At 58.5% G+C, this 24,203-nt stretch carries 25 protein-coding genes; 12 read left to right on the top strand and 13 right to left on the bottom strand.

The features are described from left to right. Positions 1 to 2 precede the first annotated feature (2 nt). A complete protein-coding gene (gene gluQRS, locus ARC85_RS06245) occupies positions 3 to 920 on the bottom strand; it encodes a tRNA glutamyl-Q(34) synthetase GluQRS (protein ID WP_041654535.1) in 918 nt (305 codons plus the stop codon). 47 nt (positions 921 to 967) lie between these two features. Then, positions 968 to 1,408 carry an RNA polymerase-binding protein DksA gene (gene dksA, locus ARC85_RS06240; RefSeq protein WP_011784204.1) on the bottom strand — a complete coding sequence of 147 codons (441 nt, stop codon included), beginning with the start codon at positions 1,406 to 1,408 and terminating at the stop codon, positions 968 to 970. A 172-nt stretch (positions 1,409 to 1,580) separates the two neighbouring features. Between dksA and sfsA the strand changes: the two genes are divergently transcribed. Beyond that, positions 1,581 to 2,312 carry a DNA/RNA nuclease SfsA gene (gene sfsA / locus ARC85_RS06235; protein WP_113880572.1) on the top strand — a complete coding sequence of 244 codons (732 nt, stop codon included), beginning with the start codon at positions 1,581 to 1,583 and terminating at the stop codon, positions 2,310 to 2,312. Here sfsA and ARC85_RS06230 read toward each other — a convergent pair. From ARC85_RS06230 to ARC85_RS06220, 3 genes are all read right to left on the bottom strand, one after another. Next, a complete protein-coding gene (locus ARC85_RS06230) occupies positions 2,296 to 2,667 on the bottom strand; it encodes a Rieske (2Fe-2S) protein (RefSeq protein ID WP_023011605.1) in 372 nt (123 codons plus the stop codon). The genes sfsA and ARC85_RS06230 overlap by 17 nt on opposite strands. Beyond that, positions 2,664 to 3,032, bottom strand: coding sequence for a pentapeptide repeat-containing protein (locus tag ARC85_RS06225; protein ID WP_153740772.1), 369 nt, complete (start codon positions 3,030 to 3,032; stop codon positions 2,664 to 2,666). Before ARC85_RS06225 ends, ARC85_RS06230 begins: the two co-directional genes overlap by 4 nt. Positions 3,033 to 3,111: 79 nt before the next feature. Beyond that, complete coding sequence (locus ARC85_RS06220) at positions 3,112 to 4,692, bottom strand: bifunctional aminoglycoside phosphotransferase/ATP-binding protein (RefSeq protein WP_153740771.1); 1,581 nt, start codon at positions 4,690 to 4,692, stop codon at positions 3,112 to 3,114. Positions 4,693 to 4,822: 130 nt separating this feature from the next. On the opposite strand from ARC85_RS06220, the gene mrcB reads away from it, so the two are divergent. Together mrcB and ARC85_RS06210 are read left to right on the top strand one after the other, a co-directional pair. Further along, a complete protein-coding gene (gene mrcB / locus ARC85_RS06215; RefSeq protein WP_286714532.1) occupies positions 4,823 to 7,141 on the top strand; it encodes a penicillin-binding protein 1B in 2,319 nt (772 codons plus the stop codon). After that, a complete protein-coding gene (locus ARC85_RS06210; RefSeq protein WP_141068055.1) occupies positions 7,138 to 7,719 on the top strand; it encodes a tetratricopeptide repeat protein in 582 nt (193 codons plus the stop codon). The genes mrcB and ARC85_RS06210 overlap by 4 nt, the downstream gene beginning before the upstream one ends. A 60-nt stretch (positions 7,720 to 7,779) precedes the next feature. Here the strand turns inward: ARC85_RS06210 and ARC85_RS06205 are convergent, their stop codons facing one another. Further along, entirely contained in the window at positions 7,780 to 8,724 is a 945-nt protein-coding gene (locus ARC85_RS06205) for a DUF4382 domain-containing protein (protein ID WP_278350733.1), read from the bottom strand. Positions 8,725 to 8,919: 195 nt separating this feature from the next. Here ARC85_RS06205 and ARC85_RS06200 point away from each other — a divergent pair, with 195 nt between their 5' ends. The 4 genes from ARC85_RS06200 to ARC85_RS06185 all read left to right on the top strand — a co-directional run bounded on the left by ARC85_RS06200 (position 8,920) and on the right by ARC85_RS06185 (position 11,970). Beyond that, positions 8,920 to 9,507: an RNA polymerase sigma factor gene (locus ARC85_RS06200; RefSeq protein WP_286714531.1), complete on the top strand. Its 588-nt coding sequence runs from the start codon at positions 8,920 to 8,922 to the stop codon at positions 9,505 to 9,507. 4 nt (positions 9,508 to 9,511) lie between these two features. Then, positions 9,512 to 10,192: a zf-HC2 domain-containing protein gene (locus ARC85_RS06195; RefSeq protein ID WP_286714530.1), complete on the top strand. Its 681-nt coding sequence runs from the start codon at positions 9,512 to 9,514 to the stop codon at positions 10,190 to 10,192. Further along, entirely contained in the window at positions 10,189 to 10,584 is a 396-nt protein-coding gene (locus ARC85_RS06190; RefSeq protein WP_011784214.1) for a hypothetical protein, read from the top strand. The genes ARC85_RS06195 and ARC85_RS06190 overlap by 4 nt, the downstream gene beginning before the upstream one ends. A gap of 114 nt (positions 10,585 to 10,698) precedes the next feature. After that, positions 10,699 to 11,970 (top strand): tetratricopeptide repeat protein, encoded by a 1,272-nt coding sequence (locus tag ARC85_RS06185; RefSeq protein ID WP_286714529.1) that lies wholly within the window; start codon positions 10,699 to 10,701, stop codon positions 11,968 to 11,970. Between the two features lie 47 nt (positions 11,971 to 12,017). On the opposite strand, the gene hemL is transcribed toward ARC85_RS06185, so the two are convergent. Genes hemL through ARC85_RS06160 form a run of 5 tightly spaced genes read right to left on the bottom strand, consistent with a single transcriptional unit; the run spans position 12,018 to position 16,971 of the window. Further along, the gene (hemL, locus tag ARC85_RS06180) at positions 12,018 to 13,298 is read right to left on the bottom strand and encodes a glutamate-1-semialdehyde 2,1-aminomutase (RefSeq protein WP_199453118.1); all 1,281 of its coding nucleotides are present in this window, start codon (positions 13,296 to 13,298) and stop codon (positions 12,018 to 12,020) included. 12 nt (positions 13,299 to 13,310) lie between these two features. Further along, the gene (gene thiE, locus ARC85_RS06175) at positions 13,311 to 13,979 is read right to left on the bottom strand and encodes a thiamine phosphate synthase (RefSeq protein WP_114434744.1); all 669 of its coding nucleotides are present in this window, start codon (positions 13,977 to 13,979) and stop codon (positions 13,311 to 13,313) included. Next, positions 13,967 to 14,728 (bottom strand): bifunctional hydroxymethylpyrimidine kinase/phosphomethylpyrimidine kinase, encoded by a 762-nt coding sequence (gene thiD / locus ARC85_RS06170; protein ID WP_286714528.1) that lies wholly within the window; start codon positions 14,726 to 14,728, stop codon positions 13,967 to 13,969. The genes thiE and thiD overlap by 13 nt, the downstream gene beginning before the upstream one ends. 41 nt (positions 14,729 to 14,769) lie before the next feature. Then, a complete protein-coding gene (gene hemJ, locus ARC85_RS06165; RefSeq protein ID WP_011784219.1) occupies positions 14,770 to 15,192 on the bottom strand; it encodes a protoporphyrinogen oxidase HemJ in 423 nt (140 codons plus the stop codon). A 3-nt stretch (positions 15,193 to 15,195) separates the two neighbouring features. Next, positions 15,196 to 16,971: a chloride channel protein gene (locus ARC85_RS06160; RefSeq protein ID WP_286714527.1), complete on the bottom strand. Its 1,776-nt coding sequence runs from the start codon at positions 16,969 to 16,971 to the stop codon at positions 15,196 to 15,198. 154 nt (positions 16,972 to 17,125) lie between these two features. On the opposite strand from ARC85_RS06160, the gene argC reads away from it, so the two are divergent. The 4 genes from argC (at position 17,126) to erpA (ending at position 19,777) form a co-directional block, all read left to right on the top strand. Continuing rightward, a complete protein-coding gene (gene argC, locus ARC85_RS06155; RefSeq protein ID WP_286714526.1) occupies positions 17,126 to 18,163 on the top strand; it encodes an N-acetyl-gamma-glutamyl-phosphate reductase in 1,038 nt (345 codons plus the stop codon). A 9-nt stretch (positions 18,164 to 18,172) separates the two neighbouring features. Next, the gene (locus tag ARC85_RS06150) at positions 18,173 to 18,913 is read left to right on the top strand and encodes a DUF6776 family protein (RefSeq protein ID WP_286714525.1); all 741 of its coding nucleotides are present in this window, start codon (positions 18,173 to 18,175) and stop codon (positions 18,911 to 18,913) included. 1 nt (position 18,914) lies between these two features. Further along, on the top strand, positions 18,915 to 19,361 hold the full coding sequence (locus ARC85_RS06145; RefSeq protein WP_153740764.1) for a bactofilin family protein: 447 nt from the start codon (positions 18,915 to 18,917) through the stop codon (positions 19,359 to 19,361). Positions 19,362 to 19,444: 83 nt separating this feature from the next. Further along, positions 19,445 to 19,777 carry an iron-sulfur cluster insertion protein ErpA gene (gene erpA / locus ARC85_RS06140; protein WP_011784224.1) on the top strand — a complete coding sequence of 111 codons (333 nt, stop codon included), beginning with the start codon at positions 19,445 to 19,447 and terminating at the stop codon, positions 19,775 to 19,777. Position 19,778: 1 nt separating this feature from the next. On the opposite strand, the gene ARC85_RS06135 is transcribed toward erpA, so the two are convergent. Continuing rightward, positions 19,779 to 20,879, bottom strand: a complete 1,101-nt coding sequence (locus ARC85_RS06135) for an anhydro-N-acetylmuramic acid kinase (protein WP_153740762.1) — start codon at positions 20,877 to 20,879, stop codon at positions 19,779 to 19,781. 2 nt (positions 20,880 to 20,881) lie between these two features. After that, entirely contained in the window at positions 20,882 to 22,261 is a 1,380-nt protein-coding gene (locus ARC85_RS06130) for an OapA family protein (RefSeq protein WP_286714524.1), read from the bottom strand. A gap of 304 nt (positions 22,262 to 22,565) precedes the next feature. Between ARC85_RS06130 and tyrS the strand changes: the two genes are divergently transcribed. After that, positions 22,566 to 23,768: a tyrosine--tRNA ligase gene (gene tyrS / locus ARC85_RS06125; protein ID WP_286714523.1), complete on the top strand. Its 1,203-nt coding sequence runs from the start codon at positions 22,566 to 22,568 to the stop codon at positions 23,766 to 23,768. The last annotated feature ends 435 nt before the right edge of the window (positions 23,769 to 24,203 follow it).

The following is a 24,203-nucleotide window of genomic DNA, read 5'->3' as shown; positions in this document are numbered from 1 at the left end:
GGTTATCGGTCCGAAGGCGAAAGTGTCCCGCCGGTTATACCACGGGCCTGCCCGGATGTCAGGGGAATGGCGCTCCGTTGCCAGTGGGCCTCGGCCCAATTGAGAACTTCTTCAACCGTGGCACGAGCGAGTGTCGGCTCCGGTTGCTGCCCCAGGGCCTGAAGTGCCAGAAAGAGATTGCGGGCAGGGTGATCGTCATCCAGGGCCGGAGCGTGGGTCTGCTTGCTGAGTTTCTGGCCTTGTTCGTTGACGATTACCGGAATGTGCAGCCAGTGGGGTGGCTCGGCACCCAGGGCCCGGAAGACCTGTTGTTGCTGCGCGGTCATGTCGAGCAGGTCAGAGCCGCGAACCACATGAGTGATGCCCTGGTCGATATCGTCGACAACGACTGCCAGCTGATAGGCGTAGAAACCTTCCTTGCGCAGAATGACCGGATCGTCCAGTTCGGCGTGCACCATCTGTACCTGGGGGCCAAGCAGATCGTCCTGCCAGTGACTTGCTTCCTCTTCGAGGGCAAAGCGAACGGCGTGTGGGCCATCCCCGGGGCTGGTGTCACCTCGCCGGCACCGATTGGGATGGTAGCCGTGGTTGTCTTTGAGTTGTTTGCGTGAGCACCGGCAGCGATAGGCTTTGTTCTGCGCCAGCAGGGTTTCGATGGCACTCTGGTAGGCGTCGTGTCGCCGGGACTGGAAGCGGACGGATTCGTCGGGGAAAAGGCCGTGGCATTCCAGTGAATGCAGTATCTGGCCGGTGGCTTCCGGGGGCTCCCTTAGTGGGTCAAGGTCTTCGATGCGAACCAGCCAGTCACCGCGGGCAAGCTTTGCTTCCAGCCAGCTGGCCAGAGCCGTGACCAGGGAACCAAAGTGCAGTGGGCCGGTGGGGGAAGGGGCAAACCGCCCGCGATAACGTGAAGTCGCCATAGGCGTAGAAGGGCCGGCGGAGGACACGCCGCCGGCCCGGGGCAGCGTCAGATGCCGGTCTGGCGTTCGCGAATCTCAGCCAGGGTCTTGCAATCGATGCACAGAGTGGCCGTCGGGCGTGCCTCCAAGCGACGAATGCCGATTTCCACACCACACTGGTCGCAAAAACCGTAGTCGTCCTTGTCGATACGATCGATAGTCTGGTCGATTTTCTTGATCAGCTTCCGCTCGCGGTCGCGGGTGCGCAGTTCCAGGCTGAACTCTTCTTCCTGGGTTGCGCGATCGCTGGGATCCGCGTAGTTTGCTGCGTCTTCCTGCATGTGGTGCATGGTGCGGTCGACTTCTTCCATCAGCTCCTGCTTCCATTGCAGCAGCAGATCTTTGAAGTGCTGGAGCATTTCCGCACTCATGTAGTCTTCACCCTTCTTCATTTCATAAGGGGTGAAGTTGGTAAAACGTTCGCGTGGTTGTTCTGCAGTGTTTGCCATTGAACCCGGCCTCTTGTTTGTACTTCACAAGAACGCTTTGCTTCCCTCCGCGCCAGTGTGGCTGCGCGGTTTTACCCTGGATAGCATTCGTCCTGAAACGGGAATCTGCGGAAAATAGCAGATAAGTCACAGGGGTGCCAGCCTTGTGACACGTACTTTTTGCGGAGAGCACATGAAGTTTCCTGAACCTTTGGTAGAAGGGCGGCTGATTCGCCGCTACAAACGCTTCCTGGCGGACGTGCAATTGCCGGATGGGACTGAGGTAACCGCCCACTGCCCCAACACCGGTTCCATGCTGGGGTGCCAGCCGGAAAATGCCCGGGTGTGGTTGAGCCGGAGTGACAATCCCAAGCGTAAGCTCCAGTACACCTGGGAGCTGGTGGAGACTGCGCCGGGGGTGCTTGCCTGCGTGAATACGGCACGCCCCAACGCCCAGGCCCGCGCCGCTATCGAAGCCGGGGTGGTGCAGAGCCTGGCCGGCTATTCCCAATGCCGGGCAGAGGTGCGTTACGGTTCGGAAAAAAGCCGGATCGACCTGTTGTTGTCTGGCCATGACCACGAACCCGATGCCTGGGTGGAGGTAAAAAACGTTACTTTGGCGGAAGGCGGGGAAGGTTATTTCCCGGACGCCGTCACCGAGCGCGGTCAGAAACACCTGCGGGAACTGATGGCTCAGGTGCAAGAGGGTGATCGGGCGGTGCTGTTTTTTGTGGTGAACCACACCGGGATCGAGCAGGTCCGGCCTGCGGATCATATTGATGCCCGCTATGGTCAGCTGCTTCGAGAAGCCTGCGAAGCCGGGGTGGAGGTGATCGCCTATCGGGCTGCACTGGCCGGTGAAGATGGCAACCCTTCGGGGCGCCTGGAGCTGGTTGAGGAGGTGCCGGTCAGTCTGGAACCCTGACCTGCACCTCACCATCGTGCAGGCGAATGTCCAGGGCGGAGAGCGCATCGCCCTGGCAGGGGCCCGCAATACATTCACCGGTACCGGGCTTGAACAGCGCGCCGTGGGTGGAACACTGGATAAACAGATTGTCGCTGTCCATGAATCGGCCCGGCATCCAGTTCAGTTCAATACCCAGATGAGGGCAAAGGTTAAGGTAGGCCCGGGGAGTGGTGCCATCCAGAAAGGCGAAACCGGTGAGGGGCATGCCGGCCGGTTCTTTCGCTTTCTCTTTCAGGCGAAATTCCAGGAACTGGCCGGGAACAAGCTCGCTCGCCGGCGCGACGGTTTGCCAGTTGGCTGAGAGAGCACTCATTTTGGCAGGATGGCGTAACGCATGCGCGTGCCGTGGTTGAGCGACATCACGATTTCATCGGCTTCCAGGCGGTGCGGGAAATAGCAGCCGGAAATCTTGGCGCTGGCGATGCTGGCACCTTCCATTCTCGATTTCGAGAAATCGATGCCGCGGAGATCGGCGCCGCGGAAGTAGCCATGGCGGAAATCCAGGCCCTTTGCGTCCATGCCGCGCAGGTCCAACCCGCGGAAATCGCCATGGGCAAAGCTCGGAAACTCGCTTAGCTTGGCTTTCTCGGCATTAAAGGTGTCGATATCCTCGCTACGGAGCAGGTCATACAGGGGGTGGTCTATATGCTGGAGATCGCTTTCCTGAATATCGTCCATCTCACACCTCGCGCGGACAGCAGGGTTTGTTTTTAGTGTCAGTATAGTGCGCCCTGCCAAAATGGCAGGGCAGCTCGGATCAGGCCGGGCCGGCCATGCCCAGATGCTGGCGGATGCGATCAGCAACCGCCTCGGCAACGTGCTCATCCTCGGTGTGCAGGTGCACCGTGTGGGTTTTCTCCTCAGTGGTCAGCGGCTCAAACCAGCTTTGCTGAGCATCCAGCAACTCTTCCGTTGCCTCTGAGGCATCACCTTTGCGTTTGCGCACCCACTCCCGGCGCAGAGCTTCCGGCGCCTCGCAATGCAGCAGAGCGAAGGGCACCCCCTGATTTTCGGCCACATCGGCAAACTGAGCCCGCTCCTTCTCTTTCAGGCAGGCCGCATCAACAATGACAGACAGACCTGAAGCCAGCAGCTCTCCGGCCAGCTCCGCCAGATGCGCGTAGGTTTTTTCGGTTGCTTCCGGGCTGTAAAGATCGGTGCCCAGGCCCGATTTGCTGTCGTCCAGGGGCCCCAGACCGTGCAGGCGTTTGCGCTCTACGTCAGAGCGCAGCCGGATCAGCCCGAGCTCCTCCGCCATGGCGGCACTGACGCAGGTCTTGCCGCTGGCGGAGAGACCGGTGGTGGCCAGCAGGTAATGGTTCGGAATGGCGCCGTAATCCTCCGCCAGTTGGGCGTAATCCCGGTAACGCTGCATCAGGTCGGCTTTTTCGGCCTCGCTCAGGTTCGGGTTGCCCAGGGTGAACAGGGCGATTTTGGCCCGCACCATGGCGCGGTACGCCTTGTACAGGGGGAGCAAGGCCAGGCCTTCAAAATCACCGCGGTATTCCAGATAGGTGTTCAATACCCGGTTCGCCAGCGCCGGTTCCTGGCGGGATTCCAGGTCCATAAGCAGGAAAGCCAGATCATTCATCACGTCGATCCAGCGGAACGGCTCGTTGAACTCAATGCAGTCGAACACCGTCACCTGATTATTGAACACGGTAATGTTGGCCAGGTGCAGGTCGCCATGACATTCGCGCACCAGCCCGTTTTCCCGTCTGTGGGCGATTAAGTCCCGGCAGCGTTCGAAGGTGGTGCGGGTCCAGTCTTCCAGGTTGTCTAGCTGCGCCAGTAACCCGGCGTCATCCAGCATGGGGCGGATCTGGTCGAAGTTTTCCTGCATGGCGGCATACACCGCCTCCGGGGTGCCCAGTGGCTTATCGTCGGCGACCGGCGGCAGGCTTTTGTGAAAGTCTGCAACCTGGCGGGCAAGATTGGTGAGTAGGTCGGCAGGCAGGTCGCCGCGTTCCTGGCGCACATCAAACAGCTGGTTCTGATCGAACTGGCGCATGCGAATGGCGTACTCGAAAGGGGTGCCTTCACCGCCCAGTTGAGGTTGCTCCGGGGTGCCTGTAATGGGTACCACTTCAAGGTAGAGTTCGGCCGCCAGACGGCTGTTCAGGCGCAGTTCTTCTTCACAGAAGCGTTTGCGGCGTTCCAGGGTGGAAAAATCCAGGAACCCGAAATCCATGGGTTTCTTGATCTTGTAGGCAAAGTCACCGGTGAGCAGAACCTGTGAGATATGGGTCTCAATCACGCGGAAATCCTTGACCGGATGATCGTAGAGTTCCGGGTTCTGCAGTGCCTTGATCAGTGTATCCGGGCCGTTGGCGCTCACGTTGTGCTCCTGGAATCCTTGAAGTTGTTGATTTTTCGTTTTTTGGAGGGCTCCACTATAACGGGCAGATTACAGAAATAACACACACCAGACCTGCCGATAGCGGTGCCCCCTTCGATATAATCCCGCCATGAGTAAAAAAACGCCTCCCCGCAAGAAAAAAACCGAATCCAGTCCTCGCCGCAAACGCTCCGGTCTCTGGCGCTTTCTGTTTCGCGCAGCTGCCCTGTGCCTTGTACTGCTGGCGGGATGGATGGTCTATCTCGATGCCGTAGTGACCTCTCGCTTCGAAGGGCGTCGCTTTGAAGTGCCCTCCCGGGTGTACGCCCGGCCCCTGGAACTCTACGACGGTGCCGGTATCAGCGCCGCCGCGCTGGTCCGTGAACTGGAGCTGGCAGGCTATCGCTCGGGCGACGGGCGTCGGCCCGGAACCTGGCAGCGAAATGGCGACCGTTTTGTCATCAGCACCCGCGGTTTTTCTTTCCCGGATGGCAAGGAGCCCAGACGGCGTCTGTCACTGGTGGTTCGTGGTGATCGGGTAGATTCGTTTTCCGTGATGGAGGGTGACAGCTCTCCGATTGTTCGGCTGGAGCCGGCTCAGATTGGCGGAATATACCCGTCCCATCGGGAGGATCGGATTCTGGTGGAGCTGGATGAGGTGCCCGAGTCCATGATTGCCGGTCTGATGGCTGTGGAGGACCGGCAGTTCTACGAGCATTTCGGCATCGCGCCACTCTCCATTGCGCGGGCGATGGTGGCGAACATCAAGGCCGGTCGAATAGTTCAGGGCGGCAGTACACTGACCCAGCAACTGGTGAAGAACTTTTTCCTGACCCGGGAGCAAACCCTTCTGCGCAAGGGCAACGAAGCCCTGATGTCGGTATTGCTGGAGTTGCATTATGACAAGGACGACATCCTCGAAACCTACCTGAATGAAGTTTATCTGGGCCAGGCAGGCACTCGCAGCATTCATGGTGTTGGCCTCGCCAGCCAGTTTTTCTTCGGCGAGTCGCTGAAGGACATTGATGTCCACCAGATTGCCCTGCTGATTGGCATGGTCAAAGGCCCCAGTTATTACAATCCGCGCCGGCACCCGGAACGGGCAACGGCGCGGCGTAACCTGGTGCTGGACGAAATGGCGGAGGCCGGGGTTATTTCCGGGCAAGAAGCCAGGGAGGCGAGTGCACGGCCTCTCGGCCTCAGCGCAAAACCCTCCTATACCGATAATCGCTACCCGGCCTATATCGACCTGGTGCGCCGGCATCTGGCGCGGGACTACCGGGAGGAAGACCTGCAGAGCGAGGGCCTGAGAATATTCACCACCCTGAATCCGGAAGTTCAGCAGGCCGCTGAGAAGGCCGCAACCGATACCTTGCCTCGTCTGGCATCGGGAGAGGTGGCCGAGGCGCTGGAAGCGGCGGTGGTTGTCACCGCCAAGGATACCGGCGAGGTGTTGGCGCTGGTGGGGGGCAAAGACCCCCGCTTTGCCGGTTTTAACCGGGCAGTTGACGCCCGGAGGCCTATCGGTTCGCTGGTGAAGCCGTTTATCTACCTGACGGCGCTGTCTCAGCCGGAGCGCTACACCTTGATTTCGCCGGTTCAGGATAAGGCCTTCACCCTCGAGTTTGACGATGGTCGGCGCTGGCAGCCGCAGAACTATGATGGCAAGGAGCGTGGCCTGGTGCCCTTGCATGAAGCTCTGTCCCGTTCGTACAACCTGCCGGCCGTGCGTGTAGGGCTGGATGTGGGCATACCGGCGGTGCAGGAGACGCTGAGGGCCTTTGGGGTGACCACGCCTATTTCGGATTATCCGTCGATGCTTCTGGGTTCCATTTCCCTGTCGCCGGTGGATGTCGCGCAGCTGTATCAGGGGCTGGCAACCTCCGGTTTCAATACGCCCCTGCGTACCATTCGGGAAGTCACCGATGCCGCGAATGAGCCTTTGTCCCGGTATAGCCTGAAAGTGGATCAGGTGGCCGATCCTGCCGCGGTGCATCTGGTGCAGTATGTTATGCAGGAAACCATGCAGGAAGGCACGGGCCGGTCAGCCTACTACCGGTTACCGGATTCCCTGACACTGGCGGGCAAGACCGGTACTACTGACGATGGCCGTGATTCCTGGTTCGCCGGTTTCAGTGGCGACCTGCTGGCGGTCGCCTGGGTCGGCCGTGATGATAACGGCCCGACCGCGTTGACCGGGGCTTCCGGCGCCTTGCCGGTCTGGTCTGCCACCATGGCGCAGATTCCCCAGCACGGTTTCTCACCGGTGATGCCCGATGGCGTTCAGTATCACTGGGTGAACCCTGGCGAACAGGCGCTGACCGGCGAAAACTGCGACAATGCCCGGCTGATTCCGTTTATCGCCGGCAGCGAGCCGGAACAGCACACAGGCTGCAACGGCAGTCTTGGCCGGCAAATTCGAGGTTGGTTTGAAGGATTGTTTCAATGAATAAACAAGTGATTGTACGGTCAGCCTGCCTGGCCCTGTTTGTCGGCCTGGCCGGTGGTTGCGCCACCGGGCCGGGTGGCGGCTCCATCTATGTGCCCGTGGGGGGCGATGACCGCCGTTCGGCGCCGGAACCACCACGCACCAATATTCCTGATGAGCAGGACGAACAGGTATGGCGCAAGAGTGAGCAACCGACGGTCACTGAGCCGGACTCGCCGAGCACCCGGGCGCCCAGCTACAGCGAATCCGGTGACCAGTTGCCGGCCGCCGCGCTCACGTTGGTGCGTGATGCAGATCAGCGCCTTCGGCAGGGTGATTCCGCCGGCGCCATCGCCCGACTGGAACGTGCCCAGCGCATTGCGCCAAGATCTTCCGAAGTCTATTTCAAGTTGGCCGAGGCTTACGTTGCCGGGGACAATCTGGGGGCTGCGGAGCAGTTTACTCTGAAGGGACTCTCGTTGGCGGGCAACGATGAACGTATGCAGCGTTCTGGCTGGTTGCTGCTGGCGGATATCCGCCGGGCTCGCGGTAACGTGGCGGGGGCCGATCAGGCTGAGGCCAGGGCTGCTGCGTTGTAACTCGGGTTGACGGAATGAATGTTCAGAGACCGTCCCTGGCCTCTGAACGCCACAGCAAAATCAGGGCTGTGGTATGGGGTCTGCCACGGTTGTTTCACCGGCAACAACGGAGACGTTCTGTTGCCCATCAAACTCCAGAGCTTCATCGGTCTCGTTGTTGTCCAGCTGGCAGCTGTAGGCGATGGTGTACTGGCCTTCGGTCAGGAATGCTGCGGTCCACTCATAGAGAGATCCAGATTCCTGAGCGGTGACCGGAACCACCATCAACGGGTTGGTGCCATCGCGAGTGACGTTCAGGTCAATCGGTTCGACATCAGCGCCTTCGTATACGTAAACGGCACCTTCGTAATTGGGGCTACAGTCGGTTAATTCACCATTTGTATCGGCAGTACCTCGGGTTTGCACAATATTTGTGTAATCAACCGTGCCTTCTATTTCACCGACCTCAAGATTGTTTACCAGCCGAAGCACAGGCTTGAGCATGTAATCAGCCAGGGCATTTCCGGGTGGATTTACAATGGATTTCCGCACATCGAAATCGATGGTGAAGTTGTTGCTGGAATCAGCCGCCACCACGAAGTCGCCTTTCAGCTTCAGTCCGCTCTGCTCACCTGAGGGAACGGCAAGGGTGAACTGGCTGTCGCCATCGCTTTCTTTGGTCACGTAGGAGTTGTCGGTGTCGATAATCAGCCGGATTTCGTTATAGACCCCGGCCGGCACTTCCTCGTTGGTGATCAGTGGCTCGGTTACACCGCCTTGCAGTGTGAGCAGGTCAACCACACCGGTTTCATCGAGGCTGAATTCCAGCCAGTCACCGTCGGCCGGCTTGAGCCGGATGGCATTGAACGCGATGTTGACGCTGGACAGCTCCATGGTCGGGGCGTCGGTCAGTCCAACGGAGACCGAGCCGGTCTCACCCGATGATGAGGAACCGCCGCTACCACCGCATGCCACCAGTGCGCTGGTCAGCGCAGAAACGACAAATACTCTGCTCAGTTGCTTCATAAAACCCTCCGGTTTTTGGTCCAGTTCTGGCCTGGTCGTTGGGTGCCAGTCAGAACCCAACGCCGAGGGTTCGAAAAAGGTTCCGGTTGTTGCATTAACATCCGGCCATAAATCCGTCATCATTGCCTGAAGTGCACTCAGGGCGGGCGTGAGATAGACTGCCCGCTTCCAGAATTTCGATCAGGCAGTTGGTCTTTGGCAATTTTTCCGTTCCGCCCCTCCGCACAGAAACGTTTCCATCGGTTGGTTCAGCCCTACCTCGAGGGGATGTATGCGTTTGCCTACCGTTTAACCGGAACACGTCAGGACGCTGAGGATCTGGTGCAGGATGTAGTCGTCAAACTGTATCCCCGATTATCCGAACTGGAGACGGTGGAACAACTTCGGCCCTGGCTGAACCGTGTGCTTTATCGCCAGTTTGTGGATTCGGTTCGCCGCAAGGGGCGCCGTGCCGACCGGGCAGCCAGTGAACTCATGGAGGCGGATCATCAGTCGGATTGGTTCGATGCGCTGGAGTCTGATGGCACCACACCAGAGCATGCCTTCGATCAGTCGCGCCTCGGGCCAATGCTGGACGAGGCTATGGAGCAGCTTTCGCCAGATCAGCGAACCTTGCTGCTTCTGCATGATGTTGACGGTTGGCGACAGGAAGACGTGGCTGAAGTACTGGGCGTTGCGGTTGGTACCGTGAAATCACGGCTGCATCGCAGCCGGGCCACGCTGAGAAAATACCTGCAGCAGCGCATGGAACCGGGAAGCGACATCCGGCGTGTTGAGGAGTGAGGTGATGACCATGTCCTGTCGAAGCACTCGATCACAATTACCTGATTATGTCAGGGCGACACTCCCCGAGAATGAGGCGGCAGTGGTGCGTGAGCATTTGCAACGTTGCCCTCGGTGCCGGCGTCGTTGTGATATGGAAGAAGAGTTGATGTCCCGGATGGCGACGCAGTTTGATGTGCCTCCGCCGGCCCCGGATTTTGAATCGCGTGTGTTTCGGGAGCTGTCTTCCGGTTCGGGCCGGCGTGTCCATATGGCTAGGGGTGGTGCGGTGGCGGCAGCACTGGCATTGGGGTTGTTCATCGGACAGTCCGGACTGTGGCAGCCTGATGAGACTGGTCATGAGGCTATCGCTTTGGCGGAGGTGGTGGACACCCCCGTGGAGAGAACCGTACGCCTTGCATTCACGGCGGGAGAGCCCCTGGATGACGTTACCCTTACCTTGAATCTGCCGCCTCATGTGGAAATCGCAGGCTTGCCCGGGCAGCATCAGGTGCGCTGGCAGGTGAGCCTGGAGCAGGGTGCCAATGTGCTGGCCCTGCCTCTGCGAATTCTGTTCCCTGGGGCCGGCGAGCTTGTTGCCGAACTGGATGCTGAAGGCCGGCAGAAAGTTTTTCGGGCCACCATACCCGATTACCCGGGGGCGAGCCGGCATGCCCCTGTGGATGTTAAGGAGCCTGCAACATGAGTGGTTATAACGGATCCCTTGGCTTCGCAACCGCTGGCCTTATGCTCGCCCTGATGTCCGCGCCGGTGTTTGGCCGGGACGATCTTGATGTCACCATGCGGCTGGTTGGTGAGAATGAGGACGTAACGGAATCGGTTGCCCGGGAAATTCGGCTGCCGGAGTTGCCGGCACTGGAGCGTCGTTCCTCCGGGCTTGGACGTGGCGATGGTGAGCCGCCGGGCCAGCAAATTCGCGAGCAGGCCCATGAAAAAGGGCGGGATTTTGGTCAGTCCATCTCAGAGCGTGCCCGCGACGTTCGTGAGAACCGGCCGAAGCGGCCTGGTTCCGACAAGCGCCCCGATATTGATCCTGGCAAAAAGCCGGAACGTCCGCCTCAATCCTCGAGGCCGTAACTCAAAGCTTGTGGTAACCTCGGTTTCCGTCAACGGTTTTCGATTTATTGACTGACCCCGGGGTTGTCTTTGCGTCTCCTCTTCATCTTTTTGTTTCTTCTTGGTCAGCCCCTGTTGGCCCAATCCGCTTTCTCTGATGGGGCAAGCGAAGCTCTGGCCCAGGGTGTGGTCCAGTTTCAGCAAGGCAACCTTGGCCAGGCGCGGGAAAGCTTTGAGCAGGCTGCACAGCTGGGCGTTCAGTCTCCGTCACTGCATTACAATCTGGGTGTGGTCTGTTATCGGCTGGGGGATTATCCGGCGGCCCGGCAGTGGTTTTCCCGTTTACTGGACAGCGACGATCGCGCCTTGGCCGCGTATAACCTGGGCCTGGTCGCCCTTGCTGATGATCGGCCGGGGGAAGCCTGTAGATGGTTTGAGGCGAGCCTCGCGGCTTCGCCACCGGAATCTGTCCAGCGTCTTGCCGAGCAGCAGTTGGCACAACTCGACGGTCCGGCACTTCTTCTGGCCGAGCGCCGAGTGGATGCCTATGGTTATTTGTCCCTCGGCGCAGGTTACGACAGCAATCTCTCGGCAACCCCTGAAGATTCCGCCAGTAATCAGGGAAGTGCACTTGGCGAAGTTGTTGCCGCCGGTTCCTTTGATTATGCAATGGATGCCGATCGTTGGCTCTCGATGGACCTGATCGCGTTTGCCCGACACTATGTCGAGGACGGCGATTACGATCAGCAGTTGTTACAGGCGCGCTTCGGTGTCATGCGTTCCTGGGGGCCTTGGGCGGTTGGGGTTCGGCCCGTGGTGTCGCGTTCGTGGCTTGACGGAGACAGTCTGGAAACCCGCTGGGGGGCTGAGTTGCTGGCCCGGTCTGCCGAGTGTTTACCTGCCGAAGATCTGAGGTGTGACTTGGCGTTTGCCCTGGAGCAGGTGGATGGTGGTGACGGCTACCAGGCCTACGATGGCCGGTGGTACCAGTTGAATGCAGGGCTGGGTTATCCGTTGGGTGATCTGGACCTGGCAGGCGAGTACCGCCTGGAACTGAACAACCGGGAAGATCTGGACGTACCCGAACGGTTTGTCAGCGTATCGCCCACAAGGCACGAGCTCATTCTGGAAGCGAATTATCAGCTGTCGCCGGGGTTGGCCCTGGCGGGTGAGCTATCGGTTCGCCATAGTCGCTATGGCAAGCCGCATCGCTGGGTTGAGTCGGGGATGTTGGTGGAGCGCAGGCGGGAAGACGTTTTGACCGGAGTAGGGCTGATGGCTGAGTATGATCTCACTGCGCGCTGGTTATTAAGGCCGCAATGGTTTTTCCGTCATCAGCAGAGTGAGCTCAACGAATACGATTATCGTCGGCATACGCTGTTGCTCTCCCTTGAGGGCGTATTCTAGCCCAGCGGAGGTTCGCCCCCGGATCGATACCCGGGGGCAATGGTGCCTCACAACGTTTTCATGACCTTGCGCGCAGCTGCCAGAGTGAATTCAATATCCTCATCTGACAACGCTGCGGTAGTAAAGCCTGCCTCGAATGCTGAGGGCGCCAGGTAAACGCCTTCCTTCAGCATGCCCTGGAAGAATGCCTTGAAGCGTTCCACGTCACAGGCCATCACCTGGTCAAAGCGCGTGATGGTTGGTTCGGTAGTAAAGAAGAAGCCGAACATGGCACCCGCGGACTGAACCGCCAGTGGGATGCCGGCTTCATCCGCTGCCGCCTTGAAGCCATCCTTCACCCGATTGGTTTTTTCCGTCAGGCGATCGTGGAACCCGGGCTCGGAAATGGCATTCAGCGTGGTCAGCCCGGCGGTCATTGCCAGCGGGTTACCGCTCAGGGTGCCGGCCTGATAAACCGGGCCCAGCGGCGAGATATGCTCCATGATTTCGCGTTTGCCGCCGAATGCACCGACGGGCAGGCCGCCGCCAATAACCTTACCGAGAGCCGTCAGGTCGGGCTTCACCCCATAGAACCCCTGGGCGCCGCCGAGCGACACCCGGAATCCGGTCATTACCTCATCGAAAATCAGCACGGTGCCGTGCTCATCACACACTTCCCGCAGCGCTTCCAGGAAGCCGGGCACGGGCGGGATGCAGTTCATGTTGCCGGCCACAGGCTCAACGATAATGGCGGCAATCTGGTCGCCCATCTGACTGAAGGTTTCACGAACCTCGTCAATGTCGTTGTAGGTCAGGGTCAGGGTGTGCTCCGCCAGGCTGGCCGGAATTCCCGGTGAGTTGGGTACACCCAGGGTCAGGGCGCCGGAACCGGCTTTGACCAGCAGGGAATCTACGTGGCCGTGGTAGCAACCTTCGAATTTCACGATCTTGTCGCGGCCGGTGTAGCCGCGGGCCAGACGGATGGCACTCATGGTGGCCTCGGTGCCGGAGTTGACCATGCGCACCAGTTCGATGGAGGGCACCAGTTCGCACACCTTTTTCGCCATCTCGGTTTCAATGGCGGTCGGGGCCCCGTAACCCACACCCAGATCGACCTGTGCGTGCAGCGCCGCTTTGATGCGGGGGTCGGAATGGCCCAGGATCATCGGGCCCCAGGAACCAATAAAATCGATGTACCGCCGGTCATCCTCGTCATAGAGATAGGCGCCCTCGGCGTGTTTGAAAAAGACCGGAGTACCGCCAACACCACGGAATGCCCGTACCGGGGAGTTCACGCCGCCGGGAATGTATTTCTGGGCCTGTTCAAAGAGGGTTTCGGAATGATTCACGGTTGTCTCCTGTTATTCGGAAAGTGAAAAAAGTGGATGATGCCGGGCGAACAGACGGTTAAATGCCTTGGCCCGGGCTTCAATGTCTGAGGGTTGGCCGCCGAACAGGCCGCCCACTACGGCAACCAGGTCTGCCCCGGCACGGATCAGGGGCTCCGCATTGTTGCCGGTGATTCCGCCTATGGCTGTAATGGGTAACCCAAGGGCTTTTGCCTCGGTTAAAACGTCCGGCGAGGCCGGCGGCGCACCTGGCTTGGTAGCCGAATCGTAAAAGCGGCCGAAGGCCAGGTAATCCGCACCGCCGTCAACGGCTGTCTGGGCCAGATTCAGGCTGTGATGGCAGGTGATGCCGATAATGGCATGCTCCCCGAGCAAGCGCCTGGCGTCGACCAATGAGCAATCATCCTGACCCAGATGAACCCCAGCGGCGCCGACTCGGGCGGCAAGTTCCGGGTCGTCATTAATCAGTAACGGAACGTCGAACCCCTGGCACAGGCTGTTGAGGTTCCTGGCCTGAACCAGCCGTTCAGAGGCTGTCGATCCCTTGTCCCGATACTGAACCAGCCGCGCGCCTCCGGCCAGGGCTGCCTCTACCGAGACAATCAGGGTGTCGGCAGGGGTTAGCCGGTTATCGGTGATGGCGTACAGTCCGGGTCTGATCTGAGACCTTACCGTTCCCACAGAATACCCCGGTCGGGAACTTTCTGACCCTGGCCAACTGTCAGGGCATGCAGCAGCGCCCGATGCACGTAATTCTGCGCCTGGGAAATCGCGGCCCTCGGTGACAGGCCCATGGCCCGGCCGGCGGCAATGGCCGCTGCCAGCGTGCAGCCGGTGCCGTGATATTCATTGGCACCAACCCTTTCCACCTCCCATTCCATGGGCTCCGGGGCGTGGTTATACAATGTGTTGATGATGTGGATGCCGGAGCCGTGGCCGCCGGTGGCAAGCACGGATTCGCAGCCGGTCTGCAAAAGGTTGCGGGCGGCCTCTGCCGGATTGTCGCTGCCGCCGAGCTGAGCCAGTTCAATGCCGTTGGGCGTAATCATTTCAGCCCTGGCAAACAGTTTGTCTTTCATGGCTGTGACAAGCGCATCATCAGCCAGATCGCCACCGCCAGCCGCCTTGATCACCGGGTCGACAATCAAAGGCACGCCCGAATGCTTCTGCACAAACTCCACCAGTACCTCCACCACTTCGGCATTTCCGAGCGCCCCGGTTTTGATGGCGTGGATGGGCGTATCCTGGGCAAGGCACTCCAGTTGCTGTTTGATCAGGTCCGGGCTGACGGGCTCGGCGCCATATACGTTGCGGGTGTCCTGCACGGTCAGGCAGGTGAGCACGGGCAGCGGATGGGCGCCGATGGATGTGATGGCCTGTATGTCTGCCTGTATGCCGGCGCCACCAGACGGATCCAGCCCGGAGAGCACCAGTACGTGGGGGCGGGTGAAGCTTTTGATGGCCGATCTCCTCAGAATGGTTTAACAACAGCAAGAATCACGACAGCGAGCAGGACAAACACCGGCAGCTCATTAAACCAGCGGTAGAACACGTGGCTACGGGTGTTCTGGTCATCCCGGAACACTTTGACAAGGTGACCACAGTAGAAGTGGTAGATGATCAGCAAAGCCACCAGCGTCAGCTTGGCATGCAGCCACCCCTGACTGAAATAGCCTGACCAGTTATAGCTGAGCAGCCAGACACCGAATACAACCGTGGCGACCATGGAAGGCGTAGTAATGCCACGGTAAAGCTTGCGTTCCATCACCTTGAACCGCTCTTTGCCTGGTTCATCCTCGCAGGCGGCATGATACACGAACAGTCTGGGCAGATAGAAAATGCCGGCGAACCAGCACACCAGGGAAATAATGTGGAAGGCTTTCACCCAAAGCATTCGTTAACTCCGTCGGTATTGGTAGTAGCTTTCGATATCCGTTTGCAGCACAACACCATAAACCCGTTGAATCATGGGGGCCACATGGCGTTGTACGTATAGTGCCTCAGCCTGGGTGCTGTCGAATTGATGCAGGGCTTCTTCCAGCGTTGCCTGGTACTGTACCGGTGCCACATCCCGCCGGTTGGCGGGGATTTCCATCAAATCAATGGATTCCGGTAATTCGGTGCCTTCCTCGGCGGCCTGCTTCTCGGTGTCCTCAAGAAAGCGGGCCAGATCGACGGCCGGTAGCAGGGCGGTGGGGCCATTGCTGCCTTCCACCAGAAGCCATTTCGGTTCCGATTTCAGGGCTTTCTTGGCTTCTTCAAGCGTGAGCGCGCGCTCGGTTCGAAGAATATTCCGTTCCATGATGGCGCCAACCGAAACCCGCCTCAGTGCCTGGATAACGGGGGAATTCTGGTAGCTCAGGCCCTGGCTCTTGAGGATGGTCAGGAACAGGGATTTCTTGCCGAAGGCTTCGCTGGTCACCAGGCTGGCGGTAGTAATCATCAGCATGCCTGGCAGTATGATGTTCGGGTTCCGGGTGAGCTCCATCAGCGCCATCAAAGCCGCCAGTGGCGCCTGCAGCACGGCGCCCATCATCGCCCCCATACCCAGCATGGCGTAAAACCCCACCGATGAGGCAATGTCCGGGAACATCTGGGCGCCGATCAGGCCCATGGCGCCGCCCAGGGTGGCGCCCATGAAGATGGTGGGGCCGATAACACCGCTGGGCATACCCAGTCCAATGGACAATCCGGTGATGATCAGCTTGGCGCTGCCCGCGCCGATCAGTAACCAGAATCCGAGTTCACCGTGAATGGTTTCGCTCACCGTATCGTAGCCGATGCCCATGGTTTCCGGGATGACCAGGGCGAAGGGCACCATCAACAGGCCGGCCACGGCAATTCGTAGCAACACCGGGCGGTGATGGTAACGGCCCATACTGTCTACCAGTTGGATAAATCCGGCCGCTGCGATGCCGATAATAACGGCAATGGCGAGAATCCAGGGGATCTCCAGCAGTGAATTCATGGTCAGAGCCGGGACACTGAACGCCGGTTCGGTGCCATAAACCGCCTGGGTGACGATGGCAGCGCTGACCGCGGCCAGGATGATCGGAGTGAAGCCGGCAATGGTGTATTCCATCATCACCACTTCCATGGCGAAAATCACGCCGGAGATGGGGGTGTTGAAGGAGGCGGAAATGGCAGCGGCACAACCGCAGGCGACCAGCGTACGAATGCTGTTGTTGGGTAGCCTCATCCATTGCCCGAGCAGGCTGGAAAAGGCCGCGCCCAGATGTACGGCAGGTCCCTCCCGGCCGGCGGATTGCCCGGTGATGACCGTGGTAACCCCGGAAACAAACTGAACCATGGCACTGCGGAAGGAGATGTAGCCCTGATGGTAGTTCAGCCGCTCCATGATATGGACAATGCCGACCTTGCGGTCGTGCAGGGCGAGTTTGTGCAAAAAAAGGCCCAACCCCAGAGCCCCGGCCAGGGGCAGAAGACCGCGGGTGAGCAGGTCCAGCTCTTCGAAACTCTCTGAACCCTGGCCCGGCAGGAAATGCTCCAGTGGCCATTCAATAGCGAGTCGGAACAGCAGGATCACGCCGCCGGTCACAATGCCGGAGAGCAGGCCAAGAACCGCCAATTGCGGTAACGCATCAACGCCGGAGAGCTTCCGCCGGAATACGGGGATCAGATTCTCGGTAATCTGTTGCCTGATGCTACGCATTGGCGGGGTGTTCCGGTTGGAGTGTCGGGATCATCAGCAGATTTCTGACAACATTGTAACGGCGGGCCCGCAGGCTGCAATAAGTCCTTGGTTTATCATGTTAGACTACGTGCCCTGACTTCCCAATTCTGTCCAGACCACGTTGGAGATAAGAGTGATTAAAGTAGGCATCGTCGGCGGAACCGGATACACGGGTGTAGAGCTGCTGAGAATTCTGGCCGTCCACCCGGAAGCAGAGGTTATCTGCATTACCTCGCGATCGGAAGCGGGTATGCCCGTGGCCGATATGTATCCCAACCTGCGAGGCCATTATGACATTGAGTTCTCCGAGCCCGACGCATCGGTGCTGGCGAGCTGTGACCTGGTGTTTTTTGCCACGCCTCACGGCGTTGCCATGCGCATGGTTCCGGAATTGATGGCCTCAGGTGTTCGCGTCGTCGATCTGTCGGCGGATTTCCGCCTGAAGGATCTTGATACCTGGGCAAACTGGTATGGCATGCCCCACGAGAGTGCCGACTGGGCCGAGAAAGCGGTGTACGGCTTGCCGGAAGTGGCCCGCGAGGCCATCCGTGACGCTCAACTGGTTGCGAATCCAGGGTGTTATCCGACAGCCGTACAGCTGGGGTTCCTGCCGTTGCTGGAACACGGTCTGGTCAATCCTGCAAGGCTGATAGCCGATGCCAAGTCCGGCGCCAGCGGTGCAGGCCGGCAGGGCAAGATTGGCATGCTCCACGGTGAGATAGGCGAGAGTTTCAAGGCCTACGGGGCTTCCGGGCATCGGCATTTGCCGGAGATCCGCCAGGGCCTGACGGCCGCCGCAGGCAAAGGTGTTGGTGTTACCTTTGTGCCGCATCTGATACCGATGATCCGCGGCATCGAAGCCACGCTGTATGCCGAGCTTGAAAACCCGCAGGATTTTGACCGACTTCAGGCGCTGTATGAAGCGCGTTACAAAGACGAGCCTTTCGTGGATGTCATGCCGTTTGGCAGTCATCCGGAGACCCGCAGTGTCCGTGGCGCCAATCACTGTCGGATGGCATTACACCGCCAGGAAGACAGCAACATCGTGATTGTGTCATCGGTGATCGACAATCTGGTGAAGGGCGCCGCCGGCCAGGCCGTTCAGAATATGAATATCATGTTCAGTCTGGATGAAACCATGGGCCTGAACGCTCCGGCTCTGCTGCCGTGAGGACGGGCCGTGAGTGATCCTCGAAAACCGGCGGATGAATACGTTGTTATCCGCCACCGGCCGGGTTACCGGTTACGTCGCAGCCTGATTCTGCTGGCATTCACCGTCATTGCGGCTGTGGCCGGATATGCCGCCGGGCTCGCCCAGGGCGGTTTCCGTTTCAGCTCGGCGGAAGCGTCTGCTGAGCAACTGGTGGAGGAGGTGGAGAACCTGCGGGAGCAATACCGGGAGGCACGCCAGGGCTTGGTGAACCTCGAACGTGGGCGCGCCATCGACGAGCAGGCACTGCGGGAGGCGCGAAACACGATTGTCGGCCTGGAGACCCGCATCTCGGAGCTGGAGGCGGACCTTACCTTCTACCGCAATATCATGGCGCCTTCGGAAACCAGCAAGGGTCTGCAGGTGGACAGTTTTACACTGAACCCGGCCCGGGAGTCTGGCGCTTTCGATTTCAAAATGGTGCTGACTCAGGTTGGCAACAACAAGAGCTATATTTCGGGCCTGGTGGCCGTGAATGTTATCGGTCGTCTGGATGGCGAGAAAGAGGTGATTGCGCTGAGGGATCTGTCGGATGAGATTGATGATCTGGGCGTGAAATTCCGGTTCCGCTACTTCCAGGATGTGGAGGGCAGCCTGCGCCTTCCTGAGAGCTTTGAGCCCTATGAGATTCAGGTCGTCGCCCAGGCGGAGGGCCGCAAGGCATCCCAGGCTGAACGAACCTTTGATTGGAAAGATTTAACGGAGAACTGAGATGCTTGGCAAGAAAAAGCAGAAACCCCGCCGTTCCCCCGGCCATTTTGATACCCTGATTTCCGGCAAGACGACCGTTGAGGGCGACGTTCATTTCTCCGGTGGCCTTCACGTGGACGGTACCATCAAGGGTCGGGTTGTGGCCGAAGAAGGCTCCGATGCGGTGGTACGTTTGTCAGAGGTGGGAGAAATCGTTGGCGACGTGGTGGCCCCCCACATCATCATCAATGGCAAGGTAAAGGGTGATGTGCATGCCTCTGCCCACCTCGAGCTGGCAGAAAAAGCGGTAGTCACCGGCAATGTCTATTACCAGCTGATTGAGATGGCGATGGGCGCCTCGGTCAACGGTAACCTGGTTCGCAAGGACGAGACCAGTGGCTTGCTGACTCATGAACATAGGCAGGCAGACGGTTCAGTCTCAACTGAAGATGAGGATAAGTCCGAATAGTTGATTGTTTTAGTCAGGAATACCATAATTTCCCGACAGCAATACCATGCCGGAGGCAGACTTTGAGTGTAGTTCAGCAACAGATGGCCACGCCGTTGTTTTTCACCGACAACGCCGTCGCGAAGGTGCGTGAGTTGATTGAGGAAGAAGAAAATCCCGATCTCAAGTTGCGCGTGTTTGTGACAGGCGGCGGCTGCTCCGGATTCCAGTACGGCTTTTCATTTGATGAAAGTCAGGAAGAGGATGACACCGTCATCGAACGGGACGGCGTCAAGCTACTGGTCGATTCAATGAGCTATCAGTATCTGGTGGGCGCGACTATTGACTATCAGGAAGGGCTGCAGGGTTCACAATTTGTCGTTCAGAACCCCAATGCGAGTTCGACCTGCGGTTGCGGCAGCTCATTTTCCATCTGAATCAGGGCGGATAAATTGCGCCCAGTATTCTCTCGCCCGAAGCGCCGGTGACTTCGGGCACGTTACCCGGCAACTGAAGGATGCTCTGTCGAGCCAGCCAGGCGAACGCCACCGGCTCCACCCATTGAGGGTCAAGACCAAGATCCGCCGTGGTGTGCAGTGCGGCGGAGCCAAGCCCCACCTTGAGTTCTCTCATCAGTAATCGATTGAAGGTGCCGCCACCACAGGCGTAAACGGCCATGTCTGCATTTTCCTGTGGTAACTGCTGGAGAATGGTTGTCACAGTCAGTTGCAGCAGGGTTCTCTGCACATCCTCGGCGGGGATCTCGTCGAAACGCTGAAGATGCGTGCGCACCCAGTCGATATTGAAGCGCTCTTTGCCCGTACTTTTCGGGGCTGGTTTGCTGAAGTAGGCGTCTGACAGCATGCTGGCAAGCAGCTCGGAATGGGTAGCACCCTCACTGGCCATGTGGCCGTCTTCATCAAAATGCCGACCGGTCTGGTCCAGGCACCAGGCGTCCAGCAGGGCATTGGCCGGGCCGGTATCGAAGCCGACGACCGGCTTTCTCGATCCGGCGGGCAGCCAGGTGATATTGGCAATGCCACCGAGATTCAGAATGCATCGATCCTGGGTGGGTGAGGCAAAGAGCCAGCGATGAAAAGCGGGTACCAGGGGAGCGCCCTGTCCGCCGGCGGCGATGTCCCGACTTCGGAAATCGGCAACTGTGGTGATTCCCAGGCGTTCGGATAGCCACGCGGCGTTGCCAATCTGAAGGGAAAAGGGGGCGTTTCCGGTTGGTTGGTGGCGAATGGTCTGGCCATGGCTGCCTGCGGCCCGGATCTTTTGAGGATCAACGCCGGACTTTTTAATCAGTTGGGCACCGGCTTCCGCAAAATGCTGGCCAACCAGGGAGTCCAGTTCACCCAGCTCATCGGGGTCTGCCTGGTTGCGCGTTGCCAGCAGTAATCGCTGGCGCAGCGCGTCGGTATAGGGTAGAGAGAAGGTTTCGTGGACGGCCAGGGTGTCCGTGTCGAAAGACACCAGCACCGCATCAACTGCGTCCATGCTGGTGCCTGACATCAGGCCTAGCCAGTAGTCCATGCTCAGTTATCCGAGGCCAGCGCCAGCTGCTGATTGCTTTCGCGGAACACGTTGAACTGTGCCAGGCGCTGTTCAGTGAACTTCTGGAACCTGGCCATCTCGCTGTCCGGTACCGGCTTGGCGTCGGGGAGTTTGACCGTTCTGGAGTTTCTCGGCGCACCGTTGATCCGGAATTCGTAATGCAGGTGGGGGCCAGTCACCATGCCGGATGAACCGACATAGCCAATGGTTTCGCCCTGCTTGACCCGGGTACCATTCTTGATGCCTTTGCCCAGACGGCTCATATGAGCATAGAGTGTTGTAATGTTGTCGCCATGCTGCAGCACTACAGTTCGGCCGTAGCCGCCTTTCCAACCGGCGAACTTCACCCGGCCGCTGCCGGCGGCCTTGATTGGGGTGCCCGGAGGTGCGGCATAATCGGTACCTTCGTGTGGACGAACCACATCAAGAACCGGATGGCGACGTTGCAGGTTAAAGGGCGAGGAAACCCGGGCGTTGATCGGCACTCTCAGGAAGGCCTTGCGCATGCTCTTGCCGTCGGGTGAATAGTAGTCACTTTCTCCGTTCGCATCGGTATATAACAGCGCAAGGTTATCTTCTCCCCGGTTGATAAAGCGGGCAGAGAGAATCCGGCCGGTATCAAACTTTTCGCCATCAATATAAAGCTCTTCGTAAACCACTTCGAAGCTGTCGCCTTTTCTGACATCGTATACAAAGTCGATGTCCCAGCCGAAAATGCCGGCCAGTTCCATGGTCAGGCGATCATTCAGGCCGGCGTCCCTGGCTGCGAGATATAAAGACCCGTCAATAACGCCTGCGGCGAATGCCGGTCTGGCTTCGGGTTCGCGAACGACGGTCTCACCAAGAAAGCCGTCTTCCGTGCGCGCGATTTTAAGGGACTCCAACAACGAGCGTTGGAGTTCAATCGCAACCAGTTCGCCCTCGGAATTCACGCCGAACCGGATATCCTCGCCGGCATAAAGGCGTTGGAGCTTGTCGGCCTCGCCGTCACCGTGAATCACCGAAAGCATCAGGCCGTCATTGAATCCGGCTTTCCGGAACAACGTGGAGAGTGTATCGCCAGATTTGATAGTGAATTCCTGCCAATGAATATCAGGCTCGGGTGCAACGTCTGCCTGAGCTGCCATTGGTTGGCTCTGGCTTTCAGATGTTTCGCTTGTTGTCTGAGCCTCCGGAGCGGGGGCTTGGGTGCTGGCTTCCTGTGAGGAGGCGCCGGAAACCAGGCCCTGTTCCAGGTCGACAGTGTAGCTCATCCGCTTGGCTTCAACGTCTGCGCTTGGGCTCATCAGGACAGCAGCAGAGACGATTACCGTGGCGGCTGCCGCCAGGGTAATGTGTGTTTTGGGGAATGTTTTCAGCACGTGGCTCACCCGTTTTAATCGGTAATCCAGTAATTTGTACCGGCTTATTAAAGCGCCAGGTCAAGTATAGACCAACAGAGTACCGCATATAACAGAATTGCGACAGTGTCCAACATTACAGTCCAGCGGCTGTGCTGGTCGTACAAACTGCGCCGCCGCTGCTATAATCCCGGGCTTTTCATGCTCTGATTGGTCGTTTTCTGAGCATTTCTACTGTACCAAGGGTGCCGGTAACTCACAGATTTCTTTTGTAGACCTCTGTAACCGGCACCCGCTTTATTGTCACAGACGGGGTGAGGGGTTCATGGCATCAATAGATGAAGCGCTGGCGATTATCAAACGGGGCATTGACGAGCTGATTCCAGAGGAAGACCTGGTTGCAAAGCTTAAAGAAGGTCGGCCGCTGCGAGTGAAGGCCGGCTTCGACCCAACCGCGCCAGATCTGCACCTCGGCCACACGGTTCTTATTAATAAACTGCGCCAGTTCCAGGATCTTGGGCACGAAGTTATTTTCCTGATTGGTGACTTTACCGGAATGATCGGTGACCCCACAGGAAAGAGTGCTACCCGGCCTCCGCTTACTGAAGATCAGGTGCGCGAAAATGCGATTACCTATAAAGAGCAGGTGTTCAAGATTCTGGATCGGGAAAAAACCCGGGTTGTCTTCAACTCCGAGTGGATGAGCAAGATGACGGCGGCGGATATGATTCGCCTGGCCGGGCAATATACGGTTGCCCGTATGCTTGAGCGCGATGATTTTACCAAACGCTATCGCTCCGAGCAGCCAATCGCCATTCATGAATTCCTCTATCCTCTGGTGCAGGGTTACGACTCGGTGGCGCTGGAAGCTGACATTGAGCTGGGTGGTACTGATCAGAAATTTAATCTCCTGATGGGGCGGATTCTTCAGAAGCATTACGGTCAGAAACCGCAGGCCATTCTGACGGTCCCCATTCTTGAAGGTCTGGATGGCGTCCAGAAGATGTCGAAGTCTCTCGGTAACTATGTGGGGGTCAGCGATTCCCCGGGGGAGATGTATACCAAGCTGCTTTCCATGCCTGATGACTTGCTGTGGCGCTACTTCGAGTTGCTCAGCTTTCGGCCGATGGCTGAGATCGAGCAATTCAAGGCCGCGGTTGCCGGCGGCGAAAACCCTCAGGACTATAAGAAGGTGCTCGCTGAAGAGTTGATTACTCGCTTCCATGATGAGGAGGCCGCAAAGACGGCTCACAAGTCGGCGGGTAATCGGGTTGCTCTCGGTGAGATTCCGGACAACGTGCCGGTCGTGGAAGTTTCGCTGGAAGGGCAGGGAGAGATTCCGATGCCTGCTGTTTTGCGTCTCGCGGGTCTGGTAAAGAACGGTGCTGCGGCGCGGGACGTGCTTGGGCGTGGAGCGGTTTATGTGGATGGCCAGCAGTTTGAAGGTCAGCGCATGTTCGTAGCAGGGGAAGAGTGCGTCATCCAGGCGGGTAAAAAGAAGATTGCCCGGGTGGTCATTGTCGAGTGATTATCGTGGCGTTTTGGCCAATCTGAAATTTTTTCAGATTGGCCGTTGACTCCTCGGCTGAGGTCTGTAGAATGCGCATCTCGCTTGAGGGGCAGGCCACTGAAAAGAGCCGAAACCCGAGCGATAACTGCTTGAAAGCGCTGAAGAAAATGTTTCAGAAAAACTTCAGAAAGCGGTTGACAGGAAGGCGGTTCAGTGTAGAATGCGCACCTCGAAACAGGCAGTAAGCCGGAGAGTTTTTCGGCGGTTTTCGGTAGCGAAAACGGCGAAAAATAAACGGTTGACAAGGCGGCGGAACGATGTAGAATGCGCGGCCTTGATTGAGCAACAGCTCAAACGCTCTTTAAAAAGTTAACCAAGTAATTCGTGTGGGCGCTGGCCGAGGTATTTCGGACACGAAATATCAGGACAGTGACTCGTCGAAATTGAGTTTTG

Source organism: Marinobacter sp. tcs-11 (assembly GCF_002049515.1).
Taxonomy (GTDB): domain Bacteria; phylum Pseudomonadota; class Gammaproteobacteria; order Pseudomonadales; family Oleiphilaceae; genus Marinobacter; species Marinobacter nauticus.
The sequence above is the reverse complement of the archived record's forward strand: the minus strand, read 5'-3'. Positions and strand labels throughout refer to the sequence as shown.

What these genes read in the sequence shown, in the direction of transcription:
- tyrS (WP_286714523.1), top strand. Translation starts at nt 22,566, where the DNA reads ATGGCATCAATAGATGAAGCGCTGGCGATTATCAAACGGGGCATTGAC.
- ARC85_RS06225 (WP_153740772.1), bottom strand. Translation starts at nt 3,032, where the DNA reads ATGGACGATATTCAGGAAAGCGATCTCCAGCATATAGACCACCCCCTG.
- ARC85_RS06160 (WP_286714527.1), bottom strand. Translation starts at nt 16,971, where the DNA reads ATGCGTAGCATCAGGCAACAGATTACCGAGAATCTGATCCCCGTATTC.
- ARC85_RS06190 (WP_011784214.1), top strand. Translation starts at nt 10,189, where the DNA reads ATGAGTGGTTATAACGGATCCCTTGGCTTCGCAACCGCTGGCCTTATG.
- ARC85_RS06135 (WP_153740762.1), bottom strand. Translation starts at nt 20,879, where the DNA reads ATGGACTACTGGCTAGGCCTGATGTCAGGCACCAGCATGGACGCAGTT.
- dksA (WP_011784204.1), bottom strand. Translation starts at nt 1,408, where the DNA reads ATGGCAAACACTGCAGAACAACCACGCGAACGTTTTACCAACTTCACC.
- gluQRS (WP_041654535.1), bottom strand. Translation starts at nt 920, where the DNA reads ATGGCGACTTCACGTTATCGCGGGCGGTTTGCCCCTTCCCCCACCGGC.
- ARC85_RS06145 (WP_153740764.1), top strand. Translation starts at nt 18,915, where the DNA reads ATGCTTGGCAAGAAAAAGCAGAAACCCCGCCGTTCCCCCGGCCATTTT.
- ARC85_RS06210 (WP_141068055.1), top strand. Translation starts at nt 7,138, where the DNA reads ATGAATAAACAAGTGATTGTACGGTCAGCCTGCCTGGCCCTGTTTGTC.
- ARC85_RS06205 (WP_278350733.1), bottom strand. Translation starts at nt 8,724, where the DNA reads ATGAAGCAACTGAGCAGAGTATTTGTCGTTTCTGCGCTGACCAGCGCA.
- mrcB (WP_286714532.1), top strand. Translation starts at nt 4,823, where the DNA reads ATGAGTAAAAAAACGCCTCCCCGCAAGAAAAAAACCGAATCCAGTCCT.
- hemJ (WP_011784219.1), bottom strand. Translation starts at nt 15,192, where the DNA reads ATGCTTTGGGTGAAAGCCTTCCACATTATTTCCCTGGTGTGCTGGTTC.
- ARC85_RS06195 (WP_286714530.1), top strand. Translation starts at nt 9,512, where the DNA reads ATGACCATGTCCTGTCGAAGCACTCGATCACAATTACCTGATTATGTC.
- erpA (WP_011784224.1), top strand. Translation starts at nt 19,445, where the DNA reads ATGGCCACGCCGTTGTTTTTCACCGACAACGCCGTCGCGAAGGTGCGT.
- ARC85_RS06230 (WP_023011605.1), bottom strand. Translation starts at nt 2,667, where the DNA reads ATGAGTGCTCTCTCAGCCAACTGGCAAACCGTCGCGCCGGCGAGCGAG.
- sfsA (WP_113880572.1), top strand. Translation starts at nt 1,581, where the DNA reads ATGAAGTTTCCTGAACCTTTGGTAGAAGGGCGGCTGATTCGCCGCTAC.